This window comes from Methylobacterium sp. J-001 (assembly GCF_022829565.1).
GTDB lineage: Bacteria > Pseudomonadota > Alphaproteobacteria > Rhizobiales > Beijerinckiaceae > Methylobacterium.
In genome coordinates this window covers 20,101-38,879 of the sequence record NZ_JAKSYN010000214.1, presented here as the reverse complement: position 1 = coordinate 38,879, position 18,779 = coordinate 20,101, and the positions used below count along the sequence as shown (strand labels likewise).

Annotated in this window: 19 protein-coding genes; 11 read left to right on the top strand and 8 right to left on the bottom strand. The window is 68.4% G+C overall.

Annotated features, from left to right (window positions below):
• The first annotated feature begins 221 nt into the window (after positions 1-221).
• Positions 222-1,334, top strand: a complete 1,113-nt coding sequence (locus tag MKK65_RS28550; RefSeq protein ID WP_243961544.1) for an alkene reductase — start codon at positions 222-224, stop codon at positions 1,332-1,334.
• Positions 1,335-1,602: 268 nt separating this feature from the next.
• Here the strand turns inward: MKK65_RS28550 and MKK65_RS28545 are convergent, their stop codons facing one another.
• Positions 1,603-2,931, bottom strand: a complete 1,329-nt coding sequence (locus tag MKK65_RS28545) for a nucleotide disphospho-sugar-binding domain-containing protein (RefSeq protein WP_243961542.1) — start codon at positions 2,929-2,931, stop codon at positions 1,603-1,605.
• Positions 2,932-3,399: 468 nt separating this feature from the next.
• Here MKK65_RS28545 and MKK65_RS28540 point away from each other — a divergent pair, with 468 nt between their 5' ends.
• From MKK65_RS28540 to MKK65_RS28530, 3 genes are read left to right on the top strand one after another with little or no spacing between them, the layout of a single operon-like run.
• Positions 3,400-3,978, top strand: a complete 579-nt coding sequence (locus MKK65_RS28540; RefSeq protein ID WP_243961541.1) for a hypothetical protein — start codon at positions 3,400-3,402, stop codon at positions 3,976-3,978.
• Between the two features lie 8 nt (positions 3,979-3,986).
• Positions 3,987-4,877 (top strand): hypothetical protein, encoded by an 891-nt coding sequence (locus MKK65_RS28535; protein WP_243961540.1) that lies wholly within the window; start codon positions 3,987-3,989, stop codon positions 4,875-4,877.
• Entirely contained in the window at positions 4,853-5,362 is a 510-nt protein-coding gene (locus MKK65_RS28530; protein WP_243961539.1) for a hypothetical protein, read from the top strand. The genes MKK65_RS28535 and MKK65_RS28530 overlap by 25 nt, the downstream gene beginning before the upstream one ends.
• 39 nt (positions 5,363-5,401) lie before the next feature.
• Here the strand turns inward: MKK65_RS28530 and MKK65_RS28525 are convergent, their stop codons facing one another.
• Genes MKK65_RS28525 through MKK65_RS28515 form a run of 3 tightly spaced genes read right to left on the bottom strand, consistent with a single transcriptional unit; the run spans position 5,402 to position 7,481 of the window.
• The gene (locus MKK65_RS28525; protein ID WP_243961538.1) at positions 5,402-6,034 is read right to left on the bottom strand and encodes a TPM domain-containing protein; all 633 of its coding nucleotides are present in this window, start codon (positions 6,032-6,034) and stop codon (positions 5,402-5,404) included.
• Complete coding sequence (locus MKK65_RS28520; RefSeq protein WP_243961537.1) at positions 6,024-6,845, bottom strand: TPM domain-containing protein; 822 nt, start codon at positions 6,843-6,845, stop codon at positions 6,024-6,026. The genes MKK65_RS28525 and MKK65_RS28520 overlap by 11 nt, the downstream gene beginning before the upstream one ends.
• The gene (locus MKK65_RS28515) at positions 6,846-7,481 is read right to left on the bottom strand and encodes a LemA family protein (protein WP_243961535.1); all 636 of its coding nucleotides are present in this window, start codon (positions 7,479-7,481) and stop codon (positions 6,846-6,848) included.
• Between the two features lie 208 nt (positions 7,482-7,689).
• Here MKK65_RS28515 and MKK65_RS28510 point away from each other — a divergent pair, with 208 nt between their 5' ends.
• The 5 genes from MKK65_RS28510 (at position 7,690) to MKK65_RS28490 (ending at position 12,746) form a co-directional block, all read left to right on the top strand.
• Positions 7,690-8,100: a hypothetical protein gene (locus MKK65_RS28510; protein WP_058191863.1), complete on the top strand. Its 411-nt coding sequence runs from the start codon at positions 7,690-7,692 to the stop codon at positions 8,098-8,100.
• A 2-nt stretch (positions 8,101-8,102) separates the two neighbouring features.
• Entirely contained in the window at positions 8,103-9,023 is a 921-nt protein-coding gene (locus MKK65_RS28505; RefSeq protein ID WP_243961596.1) for a LysR family transcriptional regulator, read from the top strand.
• Between the two features lie 105 nt (positions 9,024-9,128).
• Positions 9,129-10,322: a CaiB/BaiF CoA transferase family protein gene (locus MKK65_RS28500; protein WP_243961534.1), complete on the top strand. Its 1,194-nt coding sequence runs from the start codon at positions 9,129-9,131 to the stop codon at positions 10,320-10,322.
• On the top strand, positions 10,319-11,242 hold the full coding sequence (locus MKK65_RS28495; protein ID WP_243961532.1) for a hydroxymethylglutaryl-CoA lyase: 924 nt from the start codon (positions 10,319-10,321) through the stop codon (positions 11,240-11,242). The genes MKK65_RS28500 and MKK65_RS28495 overlap by 4 nt, the downstream gene beginning before the upstream one ends.
• A gap of 178 nt (positions 11,243-11,420) precedes the next feature.
• On the top strand, positions 11,421-12,746 hold the full coding sequence (locus MKK65_RS28490; RefSeq protein WP_243961530.1) for an MFS transporter: 1,326 nt from the start codon (positions 11,421-11,423) through the stop codon (positions 12,744-12,746).
• A gap of 115 nt (positions 12,747-12,861) precedes the next feature.
• Here MKK65_RS28490 and MKK65_RS28485 read toward each other — a convergent pair whose 3' ends face one another.
• The 3 genes from MKK65_RS28485 to MKK65_RS28475 all read right to left on the bottom strand — a co-directional run bounded on the left by MKK65_RS28485 (position 12,862) and on the right by MKK65_RS28475 (position 15,772).
• Positions 12,862-13,821 carry a helix-turn-helix domain-containing protein gene (locus tag MKK65_RS28485; RefSeq protein ID WP_243961528.1) on the bottom strand — a complete coding sequence of 320 codons (960 nt, stop codon included), beginning with the start codon at positions 13,819-13,821 and terminating at the stop codon, positions 12,862-12,864.
• Positions 13,822-14,201: 380 nt separating this feature from the next.
• Positions 14,202-15,161 (bottom strand): helix-turn-helix domain-containing protein, encoded by a 960-nt coding sequence (locus MKK65_RS28480; protein ID WP_243961526.1) that lies wholly within the window; start codon positions 15,159-15,161, stop codon positions 14,202-14,204.
• Positions 15,162-15,199: 38 nt separating this feature from the next.
• The gene (locus MKK65_RS28475) at positions 15,200-15,772 is read right to left on the bottom strand and encodes a helix-turn-helix transcriptional regulator (protein WP_243961525.1); all 573 of its coding nucleotides are present in this window, start codon (positions 15,770-15,772) and stop codon (positions 15,200-15,202) included.
• 251 nt (positions 15,773-16,023) lie between these two features.
• Here MKK65_RS28475 and MKK65_RS28470 point away from each other — a divergent pair, with 251 nt between their 5' ends.
• The gene (locus MKK65_RS28470; protein WP_058191904.1) at positions 16,024-16,437 is read left to right on the top strand and encodes a MucR family transcriptional regulator; all 414 of its coding nucleotides are present in this window, start codon (positions 16,024-16,026) and stop codon (positions 16,435-16,437) included.
• Positions 16,438-16,452: 15 nt separating this feature from the next.
• Entirely contained in the window at positions 16,453-16,680 is a 228-nt protein-coding gene (locus MKK65_RS28465; protein WP_058191856.1) for a hypothetical protein, read from the top strand.
• Between the two features lie 103 nt (positions 16,681-16,783).
• Here the strand turns inward: MKK65_RS28465 and MKK65_RS28460 are convergent, their stop codons facing one another.
• Positions 16,784-18,412 (bottom strand): inorganic phosphate transporter, encoded by a 1,629-nt coding sequence (locus tag MKK65_RS28460; RefSeq protein ID WP_409565510.1) that lies wholly within the window; start codon positions 18,410-18,412, stop codon positions 16,784-16,786.
• Positions 18,413-18,779 lie beyond the last annotated feature (367 nt).

Sequence of the window (18,779 nt, the reverse complement as noted above, 5' to 3'; positions counted from 1 at the left end):
TCAGGCAAGACATGCCTGATGCTCCGGTTCCCGCGGCATTCCGCACTCCGGCCTCGTGCCTGAGACGGTCCCGGCGGGGCGAAGCCCATCCGGGGAACCGAGGCTGGACCTCGACCAGTTGTTGACCATCCCAAGCGGGCCCACGCCGCAATGCCGACCCTCCGATGGCCGGCCCCAGGCGGTGCCGCTCGTCCCGTCAAGCGTGCCGTATCCGAGGTTTCATGCCGATCAGCCCGATCCTTCAGCCCGTCACCATCGGTGACTTGACCCTCAAGAACCGGGTGGTGATGGCGCCGCTCACCCGTAGCCGCTCCGACAACGCGGGCGTGCCGCCGGATTTCGCGGCCGATTATTATGGGCAGCGGGCCAATGCCGGCCTGATCATCTCCGAGGCGACGAACATCTCACCCCAAGGCGTCGGCTACGCCTACACACCGGGCATCTGGTCCGACGCGCAGGTCGAGAGCTGGTCCCGGATCGTGAAGACCATCCACGCCAATGACGGGCTGATCTTCCTGCAGCTCTGGCATACCGGCCGGATCTCGCATCCCGAGCTACAGCCCAATGGCGGGCTTCCGGTCTCGGCCTCCGCGATCAAGCCCGAGGGCACCGCCTTCACCCAGGACGGCATGAAGCCCCACGTGACGCCCCGGGCGCTCGAAACCGACGAGATTCCGGGGATCGTCGACGATTACCGGCGGGCTGCGGAGAACGCCAAGCGGGCGGGTTTCGACGGCGTCGAGATCCACTCGGCCAACAATTACCTGCTGGAGCAGTTCGTCCGCGACTCTACCAACACGCGCACCGACCGCTACGGCGGCTCGATCGAGAACCGCCTCCGCTTCCCCCTGGACGTGGTCCGTGCGGTCACCGAAGTCTGGGGTGGCGGTGCTCGGGTCGGCATTCGTCTGTCTCCCGCAACCACGCAGCCCGGCGAGACGCCTCTCGATTCCGATCCGCACGCCACCTATGGCGCCTATGTCGATGCCCTGAATGGCTTCGGTCTGCTCTATGTCCACACCATCGAGGGCGTGACCCAGCAGACCCGCGACGTGCCGGACGGGGTCGATTTCCTCGACCTGCGCCGCCGTTTCAAGGGCGCCTATATCGGCAACAACCAGATCACCCTCGATCTCGCCGAGAAGGAACTGGCCGAGGGGCGGGCCGACCTGTTCAGCTTCGGCCGGCCCTACATCGCCAATCCCGATCTCGTTCATCGCATGGCCAGCGGCGCGCCCCTGGCCGAGGCGCCGAAGCCCTATTGGTACGGCGGCGGCTCCAACGGCTATTCCGACTGGCCGGGCATGAACGGGCCGGTGGCCATTCGGCGCTGATCAGACTGGGAGGCCGCCTTCGAGGGACGCTTGGTCCCAGGAAGGCGGTCGAGCCAAATCTGAAAATGTTTCACGGGAAACATTTTCAGCTTCACGGTTTCGCAATCGGTTTGGAGTCTGCCCACGCTGCCCGACGATAGGGCGGTTTCGGCATCTGAAGCGGACGGGGCAGGCAAGCCCGTCAGACAGGACCATATGGTCCCGCCTCGCCAGAGGGTCCGACGTCGCGGCGATGCGATCTTTGGCATCGACCGCTCGGTAGCCGGCTTCAGGCCGATCGCGCCAACGGTACGGCCGCGCTCGCGCCACCGCGGAGCACGGAGCCGGTGCGAGCGAGGTCGTCGATCGCGCCGAGGATGCCGGTCATCGCATCCCGCGCTGCGAAGGCGTCCCGCAGCGCCGCAGCCTGTTGCCGGAAGCTCGGCTCGTCGAGCACCCGCGTCACCGCCATGCGCAGCGCATCGGCACTCGGCGTGTTGGTGGCCAAGTTGATGCCGGCACCCGACCAGCCGATACGGGCATTCACCTCGGCCTTGTCCTCGGTGAGGCCCGCCGACACGATGGGCACGCCATTCGCCAGAGCCTGCGAGACGCTGCCGTAGCCGCCATTGGTGATGAGAACGCTGACCCGCGGCAGCAATTCCCGGAACGGCAGGAAGCGCGCGACCCGGGTGTTGGCGGGGATCGGTCCCCGCAGCGCCTCGATCGGTCGGCCGCCTGTGGTGGCCAGAACAAGGAGGTCGTCCCGGTCGGCGAGGGCGGTGAGCGTCGGCTCCACCAGCGCACCGAAATCCGCGTTGGCGAGGGTGCCTTGCGTAACCAAAGCCACGGGCTTGCCCTCCGCGTTGGCCCGCTCCAGCTCCGGCCACCAATCCGGCAGATCCGCAGCCGGCGTCGGAGGCTGAAGCAGGCCGATGAAGCGGACGCTTTGGGGCAGGGGGCCGTAATCGTACTCGAAGCCCGGTACGGTCGGCTGAAGGAACAGATCCGGCAGCACGACGACGGAGTGCGGCAGCGAGGCCGGCAAGGGGGGCACGCCCAAGCGGGCAAGCTGGGCATCCGCATAAGCCCGGACGGGGTTGGTGAAAGCCGCATCCATGCCGGCCTTCAGGGCGGCGTAGCGGGCCAGCTCGGTCCGGTCGCGGGCGGGCGGCAGGCCGAGACCGACCGGAGCATGATCGGGCCGGTCAAGGAACAGGAAGCTGATATTGGCGGTGATGATCGGTGGCCGCGGTGCTGTGTCGAGGAGCAGCGGCAACACGCCGAGGAACATGCTGCCGGCCACGATCACGTCCGGCGCGTTCGCGGCGATCAGCGCCTTCAGAGCGGCTGTCTGGACCGGCATGGGATCGATGAACCGCCGTTGGAATTCGTGGCGGAACCGTTCCGGGCCGGCAGGCAACGTTGTCTCGAGGAAGCTGGCGGAGCCGTTGTCCGCGTAGGGCGCAAAGTTCAGGCCGGCCGCCTCGACCTTCGCCTGGAACGCCGGATCGGTGAGCACGATCACGTCGTCGCCCCGGGCGGCGGCGGCGCGGCCGATCGCGAGCATCGGATTGACGTGGCCGGTCAGCGGCGTCGCGGCGATCAGGATCTTCATAGCGGTCTCCTCGGGCGGTGCCGGTATCGCTCCGTTGTCTGGAACCGGCATCCCGCGGGCGGACGCGTCGGACGCGGTCTCACCCATGCGGTCTGTAAGAGAGAATCGCCGGTGAGCTGGCCAAGTTACCGGTGCCGGCCGGGCCCCGTGCGGCAGCGCACAAATCCCACCCCTTCGGCTCGCCGCGGAAATGGACCCTGCGTCCCGGCAGCGGACGAAACGTCAGTCTTGGGCATCTCGAAGCCGGCGCTTCAGGCTTGCGGGCGGAGAGCGTTCACAAGCAAATGCGAATGGTTAATTGGGTCGGTCAAACAAGTATCAGTAGAAAGCCGCCATTGACCTCTAAATTAATTGCCCGACATATCCGCTTATATTGATGCTCAAGAGAACTTAGTTAACGACGACCAATATGGGGCCGCATACCCGTGATCCGCGTATCGTGACGCCAGAATTCGGGGTGGAGGGGCAATGAAGGAGCGCCTGTCGCGTACGGCCGTTGTCGCCGCTCTATGCTTGGCAGGTCGGATCACTCCTGCATATGCAGAGCCTGTCGACCTGAAATGGGATGTCGTCTGCCCGTCGCGCGCGTTTCGCCAGACGGGTGCGGCGTCGCCCATATCCACCTTCGGTCTGCACCGTCCCAGAATCGGCACGGGCCTGGACGCCCTCCTCAGGGGGGATCCATTCGCTGGCTTAGTAACCTGCTTCGGGGGAGGGGCGGCCTTCTCGGGGCTCCTGTCGCCCCCAACCATCGGCTACGCCACGGCCGATTCGTCGTCTGCGCTCAACGGCTCCACGGTCGGCGGGTCGGGCGGCGGCTCGCGTGCGGGCGGGCGCACGGCCGCCGGCCTCGGTGCCGCATTCCCGGACAGGGCCGACGGAGCCATGGCCGGTCTCTTCGCCTTCGAGGCCGGTTTCGGCGATAGCTCCGGGGGCGCTTCCGGCGGTGCCCCCGCGCCTGAGATCAACGCGATGCTGGGTCTCGCGCTGGCGGCCGGCACCGTGGCCTTCCTCCGTCGCAAACGTCGCGCGCCGGCCGCCGCGTGAGCGCCCGAATGGCCGAGCTTCTGACAGGGTGCCGCGGAGGTGGGCCGGCCAAGGCCCCGCGCGCGCACGCCGCGAACCTGCCCGTCCGAGCCGCTCGCGGGAATCTGCTGGTCTTCGGGTGCGGCACGGCCATCTCGGCTGCGCTGCAGCGCCTGCTGCTCGATCCCGATCCTGGCATCCAGCGCCTCACCGAACTCAATTTCGGCGAGGTCTTCGCCACCCTCGCCACCATGGCGGTCCTGTTCAGCGACCGGCACGTCCGCCTCGCGCTGACGCGGGCCGACCGCGCCGTCCTGGTCGCCTGCGCGCTGACCTGGTTCCTGCCCGAGCCGCACGCGATTTATGCCGGCATGACGCTGGCCGCCGCCTGGCTCCTCGCCCGTCGCTCCCAGGATCGCGTGCTGGCCGATATCGGGCAGATCTGGCTCGCCCTGTCGCTCTGCGAGCTGTGGAGCAAGCTCGTCTTCAAGCTGTTCTACCACGCCATCGAACCGGTCGAGGTCGCCCTGATGGCCTGGGCGGGGCGCTTCGCCTATCCGGGTCTGCAGGCGAGCGGCGTCTATCTCAGCGCCCGCCCGGACTGGTCGATCGTCATGCTGGAGGGCTGTTCGGCGTTCCACAACCTCTCGCTGGCGGCCTTGATCTGGCTGTGTGTGCTCAAGATCGCCGGCCGATCGATCCGCCGCGAGGCGCTCGGCGCCCTGGCGGTGAGCGCCGTCCCGGTGGTGGCGATCAACGTCGCTCGGATCCTGGCGATGCTGCCCTCCGCGGAGGCTTACCGCTACTGGCACGACGGGGCCGGCTCGGTCACCGTGGCGCTGGTGTCCGTGGCGGCGTCGCTGCTGCCGATCGTGCTCCATGTCGAGAGGGCGCCGTGCCGGCTCGCGCGACCCGCCTGATCAACGCCGACCGGGCAGGGCTGGTCGCCCTGTGCCTGTTGCTCGCCCTCTCGGCATCGATGCGGGTCCAGGCCTATGCGAACCCGACGCCCCCGGACTGGGCCGACGCGGTCGCTGTCGATCTCGGGAAGGGCGTATTTCTGCCGCGCGCCGAGGCCGTGCGCCGGCTGGTCTGGACCAGCGCCTGCGCGCTGCCGGTGAGGGCCGACTTCGTCGAGCCCTTGCCCCACGGCACCGACACCTCCCTCGCGCCGTTGCGCGATCCCAACGACCGGGTCGCCTACGTCTATCGGGGCCGGACCCTGGATGGTCCCCGGGCCGCGATACAGCTGAGCATCCTGTCCGTCCTGCACCGGGCCGGCGCGGTTCTCGAAATGAACGGCGCCGCGACGCGGCATGAGCTGGCCGTGAAGCTGGTCGTGCCGGCAGGCTGCGACGCCGCGCCTGAGGAGGCCATGGCTGCGCTGCGGCAAGCCCGGGGCTAGGCTCGGGTTTCGGACGCGCGTGCGGAAAGCCGGCCGGCGCTAATCCGCCACGATCACCCGATTCGGCAATTCGTCCGGATCGTGCGGGCCGGCCGGGAGATGCTCGGCCAGGCAGGCGCCGATCCGCTCGACCGCCACGGTGAGGCCGCCCTCGATGTCGCCCCGCGCCAGGGCACGGGTGAGATCGGCCAGGATCCCGTCCCAGGATTGCGCCGGGATGCGCTGCAGCACCCCGAGATCCGTGACAATCTCGGCATGGCGCTCGGCCAGCGACAGGTAGAGCAGCACGCCGGTGCGGGACCGGGTGCGGCTCAGGCCCCGGGACCAGAAGGCCCGCTGCCCGGCCTCGCGGGCCCGGGCGCTGCGCAGCCGGCGCGACACGAGGGCCAGCCGCAGCCGTTCGTTCTGGCTCGCTGCCAGGATGGCGGCCACCAGCGCGGCCTGCGCCAGCAGGATCGCGGTGGCGCTCCAGCCAGTCAGCGCGATCAGCGGCCAGGGCAGGATCAGCGCGGTAATCAGGGCCGCGAGCAGCACCACGGAGCGGTAGGCGCCCGCCCGCCGGCTGATCATCACGACGATCTCGCCGGACGTGCCGGCTTCGGCCCGGGCGACCGCCGCGGCCAGGCGCTCGCAGGCCTCCGGGGGAAGAATGTCGGCGATCCTACCAGTCACCCGAGGATCCCCCACCACCCGACGAGCCGCCCCCGCCGGAGAACCCGCCGCCGAAGCCGCCCGACGCGCCCCCATCCGAGAAGCCGCCGCTCCATCCGCTCGAGCCGGAGCCCGGCAGGAACACGATGCCGCCGCCGCGCCCGGCCGGGCGACCCCCACGGCCGCCGCCCCCGCGGCTCATGCGCCAGGCTACGAAGAGCACGACCAGGAACAGGATCACGAAGACCGCGACCTGACCGGGGTCGACCTCGTCGGCGCGGACCTGCGGCTTGCGCTGCCATTCCTGCGCGTCCCCCGACAGGATTCCCAGGATTCCGTCGATGCCGGCATCGATCCCGCCGTAATAATCACCGGTCTTGAAGCGCGGCGTGATCGCGCTGGCGATGATCACCCGCGACAGCGCGTCGGTGAGCGCGCCTTCGAGCCCGTAGCCGACCTCGATCCGCACCTTGCGCTCGCTCGGCGCCACCAGCAGCAGCGCGCCGTTGTTGGTCTTGGCCTGCCCGAGCTTCCAGTCCCGAAACAGGCGGTTGGCGAAGTCCTCGATGGTCGTGCCCTGGAGGTTGGGCACGGTCGCCACAACGACCTGGTCCGAGGTCTTGTCCTCGTGCCCCTTCAGCTTGGCCTCCAGGGCCGTGCGCTGATCCGGTGTCAGGATGCCGGCGCCATCTACCACGCGGCCGGTGAGCGGCGGGAAGGTCAGGTCGGTGGCGAGCGCTCCGACCGCGTAGACCGCCAGACATGCGAACAGGACGACCAGCGCGAGGAAGAGCCGCACCAGCGTCCCGGTGCTCAAGCCCATGAGACGCATCTAGAACTTCACGTTCGGCGGCCGGTCGGCATTCGGGGTTGCCGAGAACGTCTCCATCGGCTTGGCCTCGGGATACAGGATCGCGGCGATCCAGCGGCCCGGGATGGTGCGCAACTCGGTGTTGTAGGCCTGGACCGAGCCGATGTAGTCGCGCCGCGCCACGGCGATGCGGTTCTCGGTGCCTTCGAGCTGCGATTGCAGGGCCAGGAAGTTCTGGTTCGACTTCAGGTCGGGGTATTTCTCCACCGTGACCAGCAGGCGCCCGAGCGCCCCGGAGAGCTGGTTCTGGGCGTCCTGGAATTCCTTGAATTTCTGCGGATCGCTCACCGTCGAGGCGTCGACCTTCACGCTCGACGCCTTGGCGCGGGCTTCGGTGACGCCGATCAGCACGTCCTTTTCCTGCTGGGCATAGCCCTTCACGGTCTCGACGAGGTTCGGGATCAGGTCGGCTCGGCGCTGGTACTGGTTCTCCACCTCGCTCCAGGACGACTTGGCCTGTTCCTCCAGGGTCGGCACGCGATTGATCGCACCGCAGCCTGAGAGTCCGATGGCAACCAGGAGGATCGTGAGCGCGCTCAGCAGGCGCGCCGCCGCGGAGGTTGGGCGCAAGGCGCCGGCATTCAGCATCGAAACCATTCAGGGTAACTCCCGTCCGGGCGAGGCCCGGTACACCGATCACAGTTCCGCGAGATAAGCGCTCACGTTGTCAAGGTCATGGCCCCGGCAACGGGCGGGACGGGCGCGCGTTCGAGACATCATGCGCGCGCATCGTCCCGAAGGTGGTTGCCGGCTTTCGGGAACGGACGATGCCTGATCAATGCGTGAGACCGCACGGAGACTCGGGATGGATGCAGAACTCGCCGACCATGTCAGGGCCGCCGCGGCAGCGGCGCGGCGCCACGCGCTGGCCTTCCGGGCGCCTGTGGACAAGGACGCGCTGCCCTGGTCGGTGATCGAGGCCTTCGACGCGAAAGTCCGCGGCCATGTCGAGCGCGACCGGCGGATCGAGGAGGAGCGCGACCGGGTGCTGATCGCCGCGGTGAACCTCGCCGAGACCCCCGTCGAGGAGGGGGAGGACGCGATCGCGGCGGCCCGCGCCCATCTCGTCGATGCGATCGCCTACCTGGAGCAGGCGGTCCTGCGCTTCGGCCTGGTCAACCGACAGGGCGCGAAGCTCGGCCACGGCGCATACGGCCAGCCGGTCGGCGCGCGGGACTGGCGCGGCCCCCAGGAGACGGCCAAGAAAGGATCCTGAGCATTCCCGACACGCTCCCCACCGCGGCCACCCTGAGCCGCCTCGATCTCAAGACGCTGCGTCTGTTCGCGGCGATCTGCGAGGCGGGGACGCTCAACGGCGCGGCGCGGCGGGCCGCCATTGCCCCCTCGGCGGTGAGCAAGCGGCTGGCCGAGCTGGAGCGCGCCCTGGGTTGCACGCTGCTCACTCGCGAACCGCGGGGGATGCGCCTGACACCGGCCGGCGAGACCCTGCTGCACCACACCCGCCGGATGCTGGCGAGCGCCGAGCAGATGGCGCTCGAACTCGCCGAGCACGCGCACGGGGTGCGCGGCTTCGTGCGGATGCTCGCCAACCTGTCGGCCATCGTGCAGTTCCTGCCCGAGGATCTTCAGGTCTTCCTGGCCGCGCAGGAGCGGATCCGCGTGGACCTGGCCGAGCGGCCGAGTGGCGGCGTGGTGCTCGGCGTCGAGGAGGGCGTGGCCGATCTCGGGATCTGCGCCGGCGGCACCGATACCCGCTCGCTCGCCGCCTACCCGTATCGCGGCGACCGGCTGGTCCTGGTCATGCCCGCCGACCATCCTCTGAGCGGGCGCGCCGCAATCGCCCTCGCCGACACCCTCGACTACGATCATGTCGGCCTGCACGTCGAGAGTTCGATCTACGCGGCCCTGCGCGACGAGGCCCGGCGCCTCGGACGCCCGCTGCGCCTGCGGATCCACGTGCCGAGCTTCGACGGGATCTGCCGGATGGCCCAAGCCGGGATGGGGCTCGGCACGATCCCCGAGGGGGTCTACGCCCTGCTCGGGCCGCAGATGCGGCTCGCCGCGGTGCCGCTGACCGACCCGTGGGCCACGCGGACGCTCACCCTGGTGGTCCGGCCCGGCGCCCTGCCGCCCGCCGCCGCCCTGCTCCTCGATCACCTGCGCACGGCCGGGGGTTAGGGCGAGCCTGCGTTCGCATCTGGAGAACGCAGGCTCGTGCATCGCGTTTGGACATCGCCCGCGTGACGGTCCTATCCTGTCCGCAAAGACAGGGAGAGAACGACGGTGTCAGGTCCGCTCAGCGGGATCCGTGTGCTGGAACTCGGCCAGCTCATCGCCGCACCCTTCGCCACCAAGCTCCTGGCCGAGTTCGGTGCCGAGGTGATCAAGGTCGAGGCGCCGGAAGGCGGCGACCCCCTGCGCACTTGGCGCAAGATGCACGGCGATACCTCGCTGTGGTGGTATCTCCAGTCGCGCAACAAGAAGTCGATCGCCGTCAATTTGAAGACGCCCGACGGGCTCGACATCGTCAAGCGCCTCGCCGCGAGCGCCGACGTGGTGGTCGAGAATTTCCGGCCCGGCGGCCTGGAGAAGCTGGGTCTCGGCTGGGACGTGCTCTCGGCCCTCAACCCCAATCTCACGATGGTCCGCATCTCCGGCTACGGCCAGACCGGGCCGTATCGCGACCGGCCGGGCTTCGGCGCCATCGGCGAGGCCATGGGCGGGTTGCGCTACACCACCGGCTCTCCGGACAGCCCCCCGGCCCGGGTTGGGGTCAGTATCGGCGACACCTTGGCCTCGCTCCACGGCGTGATCGGCGCGCTGATGTCGATCCTGAACGTCAAGGTGAACGGCGGCGCCGGGCAGGTGGTCGACGTCTCGCTGGTGGAGAGCGTCTTCAACGTGATGGAGAGCTTGGTCCCCGAATACGACCTGCTCGGCGAGATCCGCACCCGCACCGGCGGCGCGCTGCCCGGCATCACCCCGTCCAACACCTACCCGACCCAGGACGGCGGCTACGTCGTGATCGCCGGCAACAGCGATCCGATCTTCCGCCGCTTGATGAAGGCGATCGGCCGCCCCGACCTCGCCGAGGATCCGCAGATGCGCTCGAATGACGGCCGCTCGCAGCACGCCGCCATGCTCGACAGCGTGATCGGGGACTGGTCGAAGGCCCGAAGCGTCGACGACGCCCTGGCTGCCCTCGACGCCGCAGACGTGCCGGCCGGACGGATCTACTCGGTGGCCGACATCGTCGCCGATCCGCACTACCAGGCCCGCGACATGATCCTCGAAGCGGAACTGCCCGGCGGCACGCAGGTGAAGATGCCCGGCATCGTGCCGAAGCTCTCGGGCACCCCCGGGGCGGTGCGCTGGCAGGGGCCGGCGCTCGGCGCCCACACCGATGCGGTCCTGGCTGATCTCGGCCTCGACGCGACCGCGATCCAGACGCTGCGCGACGCGGGAGCGGTCAAATGAGCGACGCCACGATGCTGGTCCAGGAGGTCGCCCCCCGCGACGGCCTCCAGATCGAGGCGGCCTGGGTCGAGACCGCCGAGAAAATCGCCCTGGTGAACGCGCTCTCGGAGGCGGGTTTCTCCCGGATCGAGGTCTCATCCTTCGTCTCGCCCAAGGCGGTGCCGGCCCTGCGCGACGCCGCCGACGTGTTCGCCGGGATCCGCCGCCGGCCCGGCACGGTCTACGTGGCGCTGGTCCCGAACCCGAAGGGCGCCGAGCGCGCGCTCGCGGCCGGGGTCGACGAGATCAACCTCGTCGCCTCCGTCAGCGAGACCCACAACCGCGCCAATATGGGCATGAGCCCGGACGACTCGATCGCCGGGTTCTCCCGGATCATGGAGACCGTGAAGGGCGCGTCGGTCCTGACCAACGCCACGGTGGCGACCGCCTTCGGCTGCCCGTTCGAGGGCGATCAGCCGGTCGACAAGGTCGTCGCGCAGGTCGAGCGCTACCGCGCGCTCGGCATCACCGGCGTGACGCTGGCCGACACCACCGGCATGGCCAACCCGCGCCAGGTCGAGCGGCTCGTCGCTCGGGTGCTCGCCATCGTCCCCGCCGAACACCTGACGCTGCATTTCCACAACACCCGCGGGGTCGGCCTGGCCAACGTGCTGGCCGCCTGGCAGGCGGGCGCCCGCCGCTTCGATGCGGCGCTGGGCGGCCTGGGCGGCTGCCCGTTCGCCCCGGGCGCCACCGGCAACATCTGCACCGAGGATCTGGTCAGCATGGCCCACGAGATGGGGATCCCGACCGGCCTCGACCTGCCGGCCCTGATCGCCCTGTCCCGGGACCTGCCGCGGCTGGTCGGCCACGCGGTGCCCGGCCAGGTCGCCAAGGCCGGCCGCCCCTGCGATCTCCACCCGGTCCCCCGGGCTGCCTGACCGCACGGTGGGCTTAGCCGGATGCATCGGGGGCTCCGCCCCCGAACCCCGCCAAAGGGCTAAGCCCTTTGGAAACCCGTGACTTGAGACACCGTGCGAGGAAGCCGCCCGTCTGAAGGCGGTCCCGCGCAGCTGCCCCCCGTCTTCAACGGGCGGACCTAATCGAGGGAGGAACACGATGGCCATCGCGGTGACCGGCGCGCCCGCGCGCCCAGAGGACGTGACCGAGGCCGGCATCGTCCGGAAGGTGGCGTGGCGGCTGATGCCGCTGATCATGGTCTGCTACCTGTTCGCGTTCTTCGACCGGATCAACATCAGCTTCGCCAAGTTCCAGCTGCAGAGCGACCTCGGCTTCAGCAACGTCGCCTACGGGCTCGGTGCCAGCATGTTCGTGGTCGGTTACGTCATCTTCGAGGTGCCGTCGAACCTGTTCCTCTACCGGGTCGGCGCGCGCCGCTGGATCGCCCGGATCATGATCTCCTGGGGGATCGCCACGGCGCTGATGATCTTCATCCGCACCGAATGGCACTTCTACACCCTGCGCTTCATCATCGGCGCCATGGAGGCGGGCTTCGCGCCCGGCATCCTGTACTACCTGACCCTGTGGTTCCCGGCCTCGCATCGCGGGCGGATCACCTCGTTCCTGTTCGTGGCGTCGGCCTTCTCAGGCATCGTCGGGGCGCCGGTCGCCGGCCTGATCCTCGGCGGGCTCAACGGCGTCGCCGGGCTCGCCGGCTGGCAATGGCTGTTCCTGGCCGGCGGCCTGCCCTGCCTCCTGCTCGGCGCCCTGGTGCTGATGCGCCTCGACGACCGGATCTCCGATGCGCGCTGGCTCTCGGAGCCGGAGAAGGCGCTGTTGTCGGCCCGGATCGCCCACCACAACCGCGAGATCGGCGACCATTCGCTCCTCGGGGCGATCCGCCAGCCGGGCTTCCTGATGATCGGGCTCGTCTACTTCCTCCTCCAGATCGGCTCCTATGGGCTGAACTTCTGGGGGCCGGACCTGATCAAGACCGCGAGCGGCAGCAGCGCGGCCTATGTCGGCTTCCTGACGTCGGTCCCGTATATCTGCGGTGCGATCAGCATGGTGGTGGTCGGACGCCTGTCCGACGCGTCCGGCGAGCGGCCGAAATTCGTTGCCGGGCTGGCGATCGCCGCCGCCATCGGGTTCTTCACCGCCGGCCTGTTCGACCGGCAGATCGTGCCGTTGATGTTCGCGCTGGCGCTGCTGGGGGCCGGGATCGTCGCTTCGATCCCGACCTTCTGGACCCTGCCGGCCAAGCTCGTCACCGGCGTCGGCGCGGCGGGCGGCATCGCACTGATCAACACCCTGGGGCAGCTCGGCGGCATCGTCAGCCCGGTGATGGTCGGCTGGGTCAAGGACCTGACCGGATCCACCACGCCGGCCCTCTACGTCATCGGGTCCCTCTGCCTGGTGGCCGCCGTCCTCCTGCTGTTCGCGATGCCGGCAAGCCTGCGCCGGAGCGACCGCGGCCCTGAATAGGTGCGGCGGGCGGCTAGAGCCATTCCCGATCGCGCTGCGACCGGGAATGGCTCTAGGTCTTTGATTTGACGCGCTCGTTCACGCCGAACCGGTATTCACTTCGGCGACGAGCGCTCTAGTGCCCGGCCAGTCCGACGGCGTGCCGGAACTCGCCGGGCGCTAGGCCGAACCGGTCCTTGAACCGGCGGGAGAAATGGGTGCGGCTGCTGAAGCCGCAGCCGCCGGCCAGGGTACCGACGGTGATGTGGGCGCAGGCCGGGTCGGCGAGGCGATCCGCTGCGACCTCCAGCCGGCGCTGCCAGATCCAATCCGAGACGTGCTGGCCGCGCGTGCGGAACAGGTCCCGGAGCCGGTGCAGCGACACGCCGAGTGCGGCTGCGACCTGGGGCGGGTCGAGGGTCGGGTCGCCGAGGTTGGCCTCGACATGCGCCTTGGCCCGCTGGACCAGAACGGAGTCGCTGAGCGGCAGGGGCACGTCCCGGGCCATCCGTTCGGCGATGCTGGCCACGATCAGGTCCACGCCGATCGATCCCATGCGGACCGCCGTCGCGGCATCGAGTTGGTAATGCATGCGGCTCAGCTCCACGAAGAAGCTCATCGCCAGGGTCGCGGTGGCCAGCTCCGAGCCTATGGTCAGGGCCGCGTAGTGCCGGGCCGGGCCGAGCGCGCTCTCCAGACGTTCGCGGGGCATCTTCAGGTACAGGGACTGATTGCCCGGGCTCGTCGTCATCACCGTCGGCTGATGCTCGATCACCACCAAATCGCCCTGACGCTGGGCCGTTGCCCGATCCCGCTGCTGGACTTTCGTCATGCCGGCCAGCGTGAAGCCCACGCTGATGCAGCCCTCGTCACCGAGACGGCGGATCGCGCTCGGCGTCGCCTCGCTGCGCAGCGGGCCCTCCGACACCCGGGTCATCGTCAGGGGACCCAGCGTGGCGATCTCGAGCTTGGCCTCGAAGGGCGCGGCGTCGAGTTGCTCCTGCTCGAGCGGAAGGCGTTGCTCCTCAAGCATCTCGAGCCAGCGCTCGAACCTTGATTTGATCGGCAGCCTCTCGGTCGAAAACAATAATTTCATAAATATTATTCCATTCTTGTTGGTCGATCTCGCGAAATGAATTTGCGATGCGCTTTCGCAGAATGATCTATGGCTTTTGATTTTTCGTCGATTTTTTCTGGATAAGAACGAAATATCTGCTCTGAAAGGCGGCGTTTTTATTTGGTTGATTCCGCGTCTTCATATCAAAAACGACCTGGATTATGCAATACGGCACCGCAGGCACCTGCGGCTCCGGGTCTGGCAGATGGAGCCTGCCACGCTCATTCTCGCCCTGTCCGGGACGGGTCGCAGTTGGGAAGGCTGCGCTGGAGCAGGCGAAGTGCTCGCGCGGCGTCGATGGCACTTCTGCCGGTGTCCCAATGTCCTCAACGACTTTGGCGCAGCCGAACCACAGCCCCTCAAGCCGTGCGCAAAAGGGCCGCGTGTCGGTATTCGCTGGGCGGCATGCCGTAGCGTTCCCGGAAGCGGCGGGAGAAATGCGCCTGGCTGGCAAAACCGCAGCCGAAGGCCACCGCACCGATCTGTATGTGCGCGCCGCTCGGGTCGGCCAGCCGTTTGGACGCCGCCTCCAGCCGACGCTGCCAGATCCAGTCGGAAATGTGCTGGCCGCGCTCGTGGAACAGCTCCTGAAGCCGACGCAGCGACACACCCACTGCCGCGGCGAGTTGCGGCGGATCGAGGGTCGGGTCGCCGAGATTGGCCTCGACGAACGCCTTGGCGCGCTGGACCACGACGGTGCCGTGGAGCGGCTGCGGCACGTCCTTGGCCATCCGCTCGGCGATGCAGGCCACGATCAGATCGACGCCGATCGTCGACATCCGTTCCGCCGCGTCGGGATCGAGCCGGTGGCGCATCTGGATCAGCTCGCGGAAGAAGGCCGATGCCAGGCTGCTCGAAGCCAGCTCCGCGCCCATCGACAGCGCCGTATAGAGCCGGGTCGGGCCGAGCATGCTCTCCAGGCGCTCGCGCGGCAGCTCCAGGAACAGGGATTGGCTGCCGGGGCCGGTCGTCACCACGGCGGGCCGATGGTCGAGCACGACGATGTCGCCGGGTCGCTGCACCGAGTCTCGGCCGTCCTGAAGGCAGGACGACGCGCCGGCGAGCTTGAACACCACGACCGCCATGCCGGCCCTGTCGTGCTGGCGCGCGGCCTGGGGCGTCGTCTCGCTGCGCAGGGCGCCCTGCGTGACGCGGCTCATGTTGAGGGAGCCGACATTGGCGACCTCGATCCTGCCCGCGAACGGCCGGTCGTCCAGCCGCTCCATCTTGATCGGCACGAGCCGTTCGAACAGCACCTCCCGCCAGATCTTGAAGCTGTTCTGCGGGTGGAGGCCGTCGGTCGAAAAAACGGGTTGCACGGGTCCTGTTCCCTGGCGATGCCGGGTAGCGCGGTGGCCTACGGAATGCTTTCAAATGCGGCGTGGCGATACTCGCGGGGAGTGCTGCCGTAGCGCTCTTTGAAGCGGCGGGAGAAATGGGCCTGGCTGGCGAAACCGCAGCCGAAGGCCAGTGTGCCGATCGGCAGGTGGGCGCTGCCCGGGTCGACCAGGCGCCCGGTCGCGACCGCCAGTCGGCGCTGCCAGATCCAGTCGGAGATGTGCTGGCCGCGCGCGTGGAACAATTCCTGGAGCCGGCGCAGGGAGACGCCCACCGCCGCGGCGAGTTGCGGCGCGTCGAGGGTCGGGTCGCCGAGATGGGACTCGACATGCGCCTTGGCGCGCTGGGCCACGACGGTGCCGTCCTTGCCGTTGCGCTGGATCAGCCCGCGCGTCGCCTCGCTGCGCATCGCGCCATGCGAAACGCGGGTGAGCAGCAGAGGGCCGACGCGGGCCGCTTCCAGCTTGGCGGCGAACGGACCGTCATCGAGGCGCGCCTGCTCGAGGGGGACACCACGCCCGACCAGCGTTTCCCGCCACCGCCGAAAGCTCTGCGAGGGGTTAAGCCCGTCGGTCGAAAACAATGCTTTCATAAGTAAATTTTTTTATCGACCGGCGTTTCGCGCGGCGGGGACAAGGGATCCGCGTCTTCAGACAAGCGCCGCCGGACACATATTGTATATTGTTTCCAGCCTCAAGGGATGCACTGAAGCAACTTGAGGTTTCCGTGGCAACCCGGCCGCGGCGGGCCATCCTGCGGCGATCGATCACTGGGGCGGACCTTCGGGCCGTCGATCGATCACCAGGGGTATTCATAGCGAAATTTTGAACAGTGACCTCCGACATGATCAACCCGTCCGAACCCCGCTCATCCTTCCTGCTTGAGAAAGTCGGCGCGATCGTCGCCGCCTACGTGTCGCGAAACCCCGTGGGGGCTGGGGAATTGCCGGTGCTGATCGACCAGGTTCATGCGGCGATCGCGGTGCTTCACAAGAACCCGGCCGGATCCGCCACGGCCTGGAACGGCCCGTCCGCCGCACAGATCGAGGCCTCGATCGGTCAAGACGGCCTGATCAGCTTCATCGACGGCCGGTCGTACAAAACGCTCAAGCGCCACCTCACCGCCAACGGCCTGACGCCCGAGCGCTACCGGGCCAAGTTCGGCCTGCCCGCCGATTATCCGATGGTCGCTCCGGGCTACGCCGCGCGGCGCTCCGAGATTGCCCGGGCGATCCAGCTCGGCAACCAGGTCGGTTGAGCGATGGCCTGCGCCATGACCCGGCCTGTCCATGGGCTTTCCGAGATGGACCGCTCCGCGGCGATCCTGGACCGCATCGCCGATACGCTCCACCTGCCGGTCGCCGCATTCTTCCCGGATGAGCCGGAACCGAGTGAGATCGTGGTCCAGGCGGCGGACCTCGTGACGGCCTTCATGGCGATCGAGACCGTCGCCGCACGCCGGACCTGTCTGGCCTATGTGCGCGCCATGGCGCGCCCCTGAGACGTCCCGAATAGCCGGGACTGAAAGCGACAGGGCCGCTTCCGCCGATCGCGGAAACGGCCCTGCCTGTCTGAACGCCCGCCCGGGGGGCGGGATTGCCGCGTCAGAACACGTAGCGCAGGATGTAGAACAGCACCGCCGCCAGGGTGATGGCGGCCGGCAGGGTCAGCACCCAGGCGAGCGCCATGTTGCGCACCGTGGCCATCTGCAGGCCCGAGCCGTTGGCCGCCATCGTGCCGGCGACGCCCGACGACAGGATATGCGTGGTCGAGACCGGCAGGCCGTACAACTCGGCGAGCCCGATCGTGCCCGCGGCGACGATCTCGGCCGACGCGCCCTGGGCGTAGGTGAGGTGGGTCTTGCCGATCCGCTCGCCCACCGTCACGACGATGCGCTTCCAGCCCACCATCGTGCCGAGGCCGAGCGCCAGCGCGACGCAGACCTTCACCCAGCCCGGAATATAGCGGGTGCCGTCGTTGAGCAGCCCGGTATAGCTCTTCAGGGTCGCCTTCTCGGCCTCCGACAGATCGGCCCCGGCGGCCGGCAGCAGCCGCACCGCGTCGGCGGCGAGGTACATGTCGCTGCGCATGTTCTCCGTCTGGGCGGCCGGCACCGTGCGGATCGCGCCGTAGTTCTTCACGCTGGTGGCGATGCCGGTCGAGAGCGCGGCGAGCGCGGCGTAGACCGGCGGCTTGTTCAGATCCTTGGACTTCAGCGCGTCCGTCACCGTGTCGCGGGCCTGCGCAACTTCCGGCAGGGCCGTCTCGCCGGCCCGGGTGGAGAAGACTTGGCTCGCCGCCATCGAGGTCTGGATGAAGGCCGGGGTCGTGGAATCCGACATGGTCCGGTTGAGCGCGTAGGCCGTCGGGGCGGCGCCGATCAGGATCAGCATGATCAGGCCCATGCCCTTCTGCCCGTCATTGCCGCCGTGGAAGAACGACACCAGGGTGCAGGTCAGGATCAGGATGCCGCGGATCCACACCGGCGGCGGCGCCTCGCTCTGGGGGGCCTCGTAGAGGTCCTTGCGCCGCACCGCGAATTTCAGCGCGAGCAGCAGCAGCGCCGCGAGCACGAAGCCGCAGACGGGCGAGAACAGCAGGGCCTTGAAGACGTTGAGCACCTGGTTCCAATCCACCCCGGCGGTGCGGGTGCCGCCGTTCATCAGCTGGTTGGCGAGGCCGACGCCGATCACCGAGCCGATCAGCGCGTGCGACGAGGAATTGGGCAGGCCGAAGGCCCAGGTCCCGAGATTCCAGATGATGGCGGCGAGCAGCAGCGCGAAGATCATCGCGTAGCCGGCCCCCGAGCCGACATGCAGGATCAGCTCCACCGGCAGCAGGGTGACGATGGCGTAGGCCACCGCGCCGGAGGACAGCATCACCCCCAGGAAGTTGAAGAAACCCGACCAGACCACCGCCACCAGCGGCGGCATCGAATGGGTGTAGATCACCGTCGCCACGGCGTTGGCGGTGTCGTGGAATCCGTTCACGAACTCGAAGGCGAGGGCGATCAGAAGGGCCAGCCCGAGCAGCGCGAAGGCTCCGTAGGCCAGGGGCGCTTCGCCGACCGCGTTCATGTCGGTGACGAGGCTCACCACCGCGTAGCCGAGGCCGGCCACCAGCACCGACAGGAAGGCGATCACGCCGGCCATCGGCGTCCCGGATTCGAGGCGCGGACTGCCTTCGGGCCTGACTCTCGTTATGGGCGGCGACATTACGGCGGAATCGGACATGGGCCCTCGCGTTGACTCGTCTTCGGAAGCGAGGCGGGATTAGGATTGCGGGATGACGGTTCAGTGACGTTTTACAGGTCGGATTCGACGAAGCATTATATTCGTTCGTCTTCTGCAAATGATCCGAAGATATTAATTGGGACGAGGTCTAGTCCGTCTTCCCAAAGCCTTGGGCCCAGGTATTTACTGATCGGGCGCCGGCCAGTCCGTGTGCCGAAATCAGACATCCAACCGCGGATCGTGCGAGCCTGAAACGAAGGATTCGCGTTGCGCCAGGCGCCGCGCGGGAAGATTTTTTGGCCGGATTTCAGATCGATGCTTAGGGTATTGCCGGTAAGAGTCACAACAGATTTGTGCCGGCTAAGAT

Coding starts and splice junctions, on each gene's coding strand:
- MKK65_RS28490 (WP_243961530.1), top strand. CDS start 11,421: ATGGCCATCGCGGTGACCGGCGCGCCCGCGCGCCCAGAGGACGTGACC.
- MKK65_RS28465 (WP_058191856.1), top strand. CDS start 16,453: ATGACCCGGCCTGTCCATGGGCTTTCCGAGATGGACCGCTCCGCGGCG.
- MKK65_RS28540 (WP_243961541.1), top strand. CDS start 3,400: ATGAAGGAGCGCCTGTCGCGTACGGCCGTTGTCGCCGCTCTATGCTTG.
- MKK65_RS28485 (WP_243961528.1), bottom strand. CDS start 13,821: ATGAAATTATTGTTTTCGACCGAGAGGCTGCCGATCAAATCAAGGTTC.
- MKK65_RS28460 (WP_409565510.1), bottom strand. CDS start 18,412: ATGTCCGATTCCGCCGTAATGTCGCCGCCCATAACGAGAGTCAGGCCC.
- MKK65_RS28475 (WP_243961525.1), bottom strand. CDS start 15,772: ATGAAAGCATTGTTTTCGACCGACGGGCTTAACCCCTCGCAGAGCTTT.
- MKK65_RS28470 (WP_058191904.1), top strand. CDS start 16,024: ATGATCAACCCGTCCGAACCCCGCTCATCCTTCCTGCTTGAGAAAGTC.
- MKK65_RS28520 (WP_243961537.1), bottom strand. CDS start 6,845: ATGCGTCTCATGGGCTTGAGCACCGGGACGCTGGTGCGGCTCTTCCTC.
- MKK65_RS28515 (WP_243961535.1), bottom strand. CDS start 7,481: ATGGTTTCGATGCTGAATGCCGGCGCCTTGCGCCCAACCTCCGCGGCG.
- MKK65_RS28545 (WP_243961542.1), bottom strand. CDS start 2,931: ATGAAGATCCTGATCGCCGCGACGCCGCTGACCGGCCACGTCAATCCG.
- MKK65_RS28495 (WP_243961532.1), top strand. CDS start 10,319: ATGAGCGACGCCACGATGCTGGTCCAGGAGGTCGCCCCCCGCGACGGC.
- MKK65_RS28510 (WP_058191863.1), top strand. CDS start 7,690: ATGGATGCAGAACTCGCCGACCATGTCAGGGCCGCCGCGGCAGCGGCG.
- MKK65_RS28550 (WP_243961544.1), top strand. CDS start 222: ATGCCGATCAGCCCGATCCTTCAGCCCGTCACCATCGGTGACTTGACC.
- MKK65_RS28535 (WP_243961540.1), top strand. CDS start 3,987: ATGGCCGAGCTTCTGACAGGGTGCCGCGGAGGTGGGCCGGCCAAGGCC.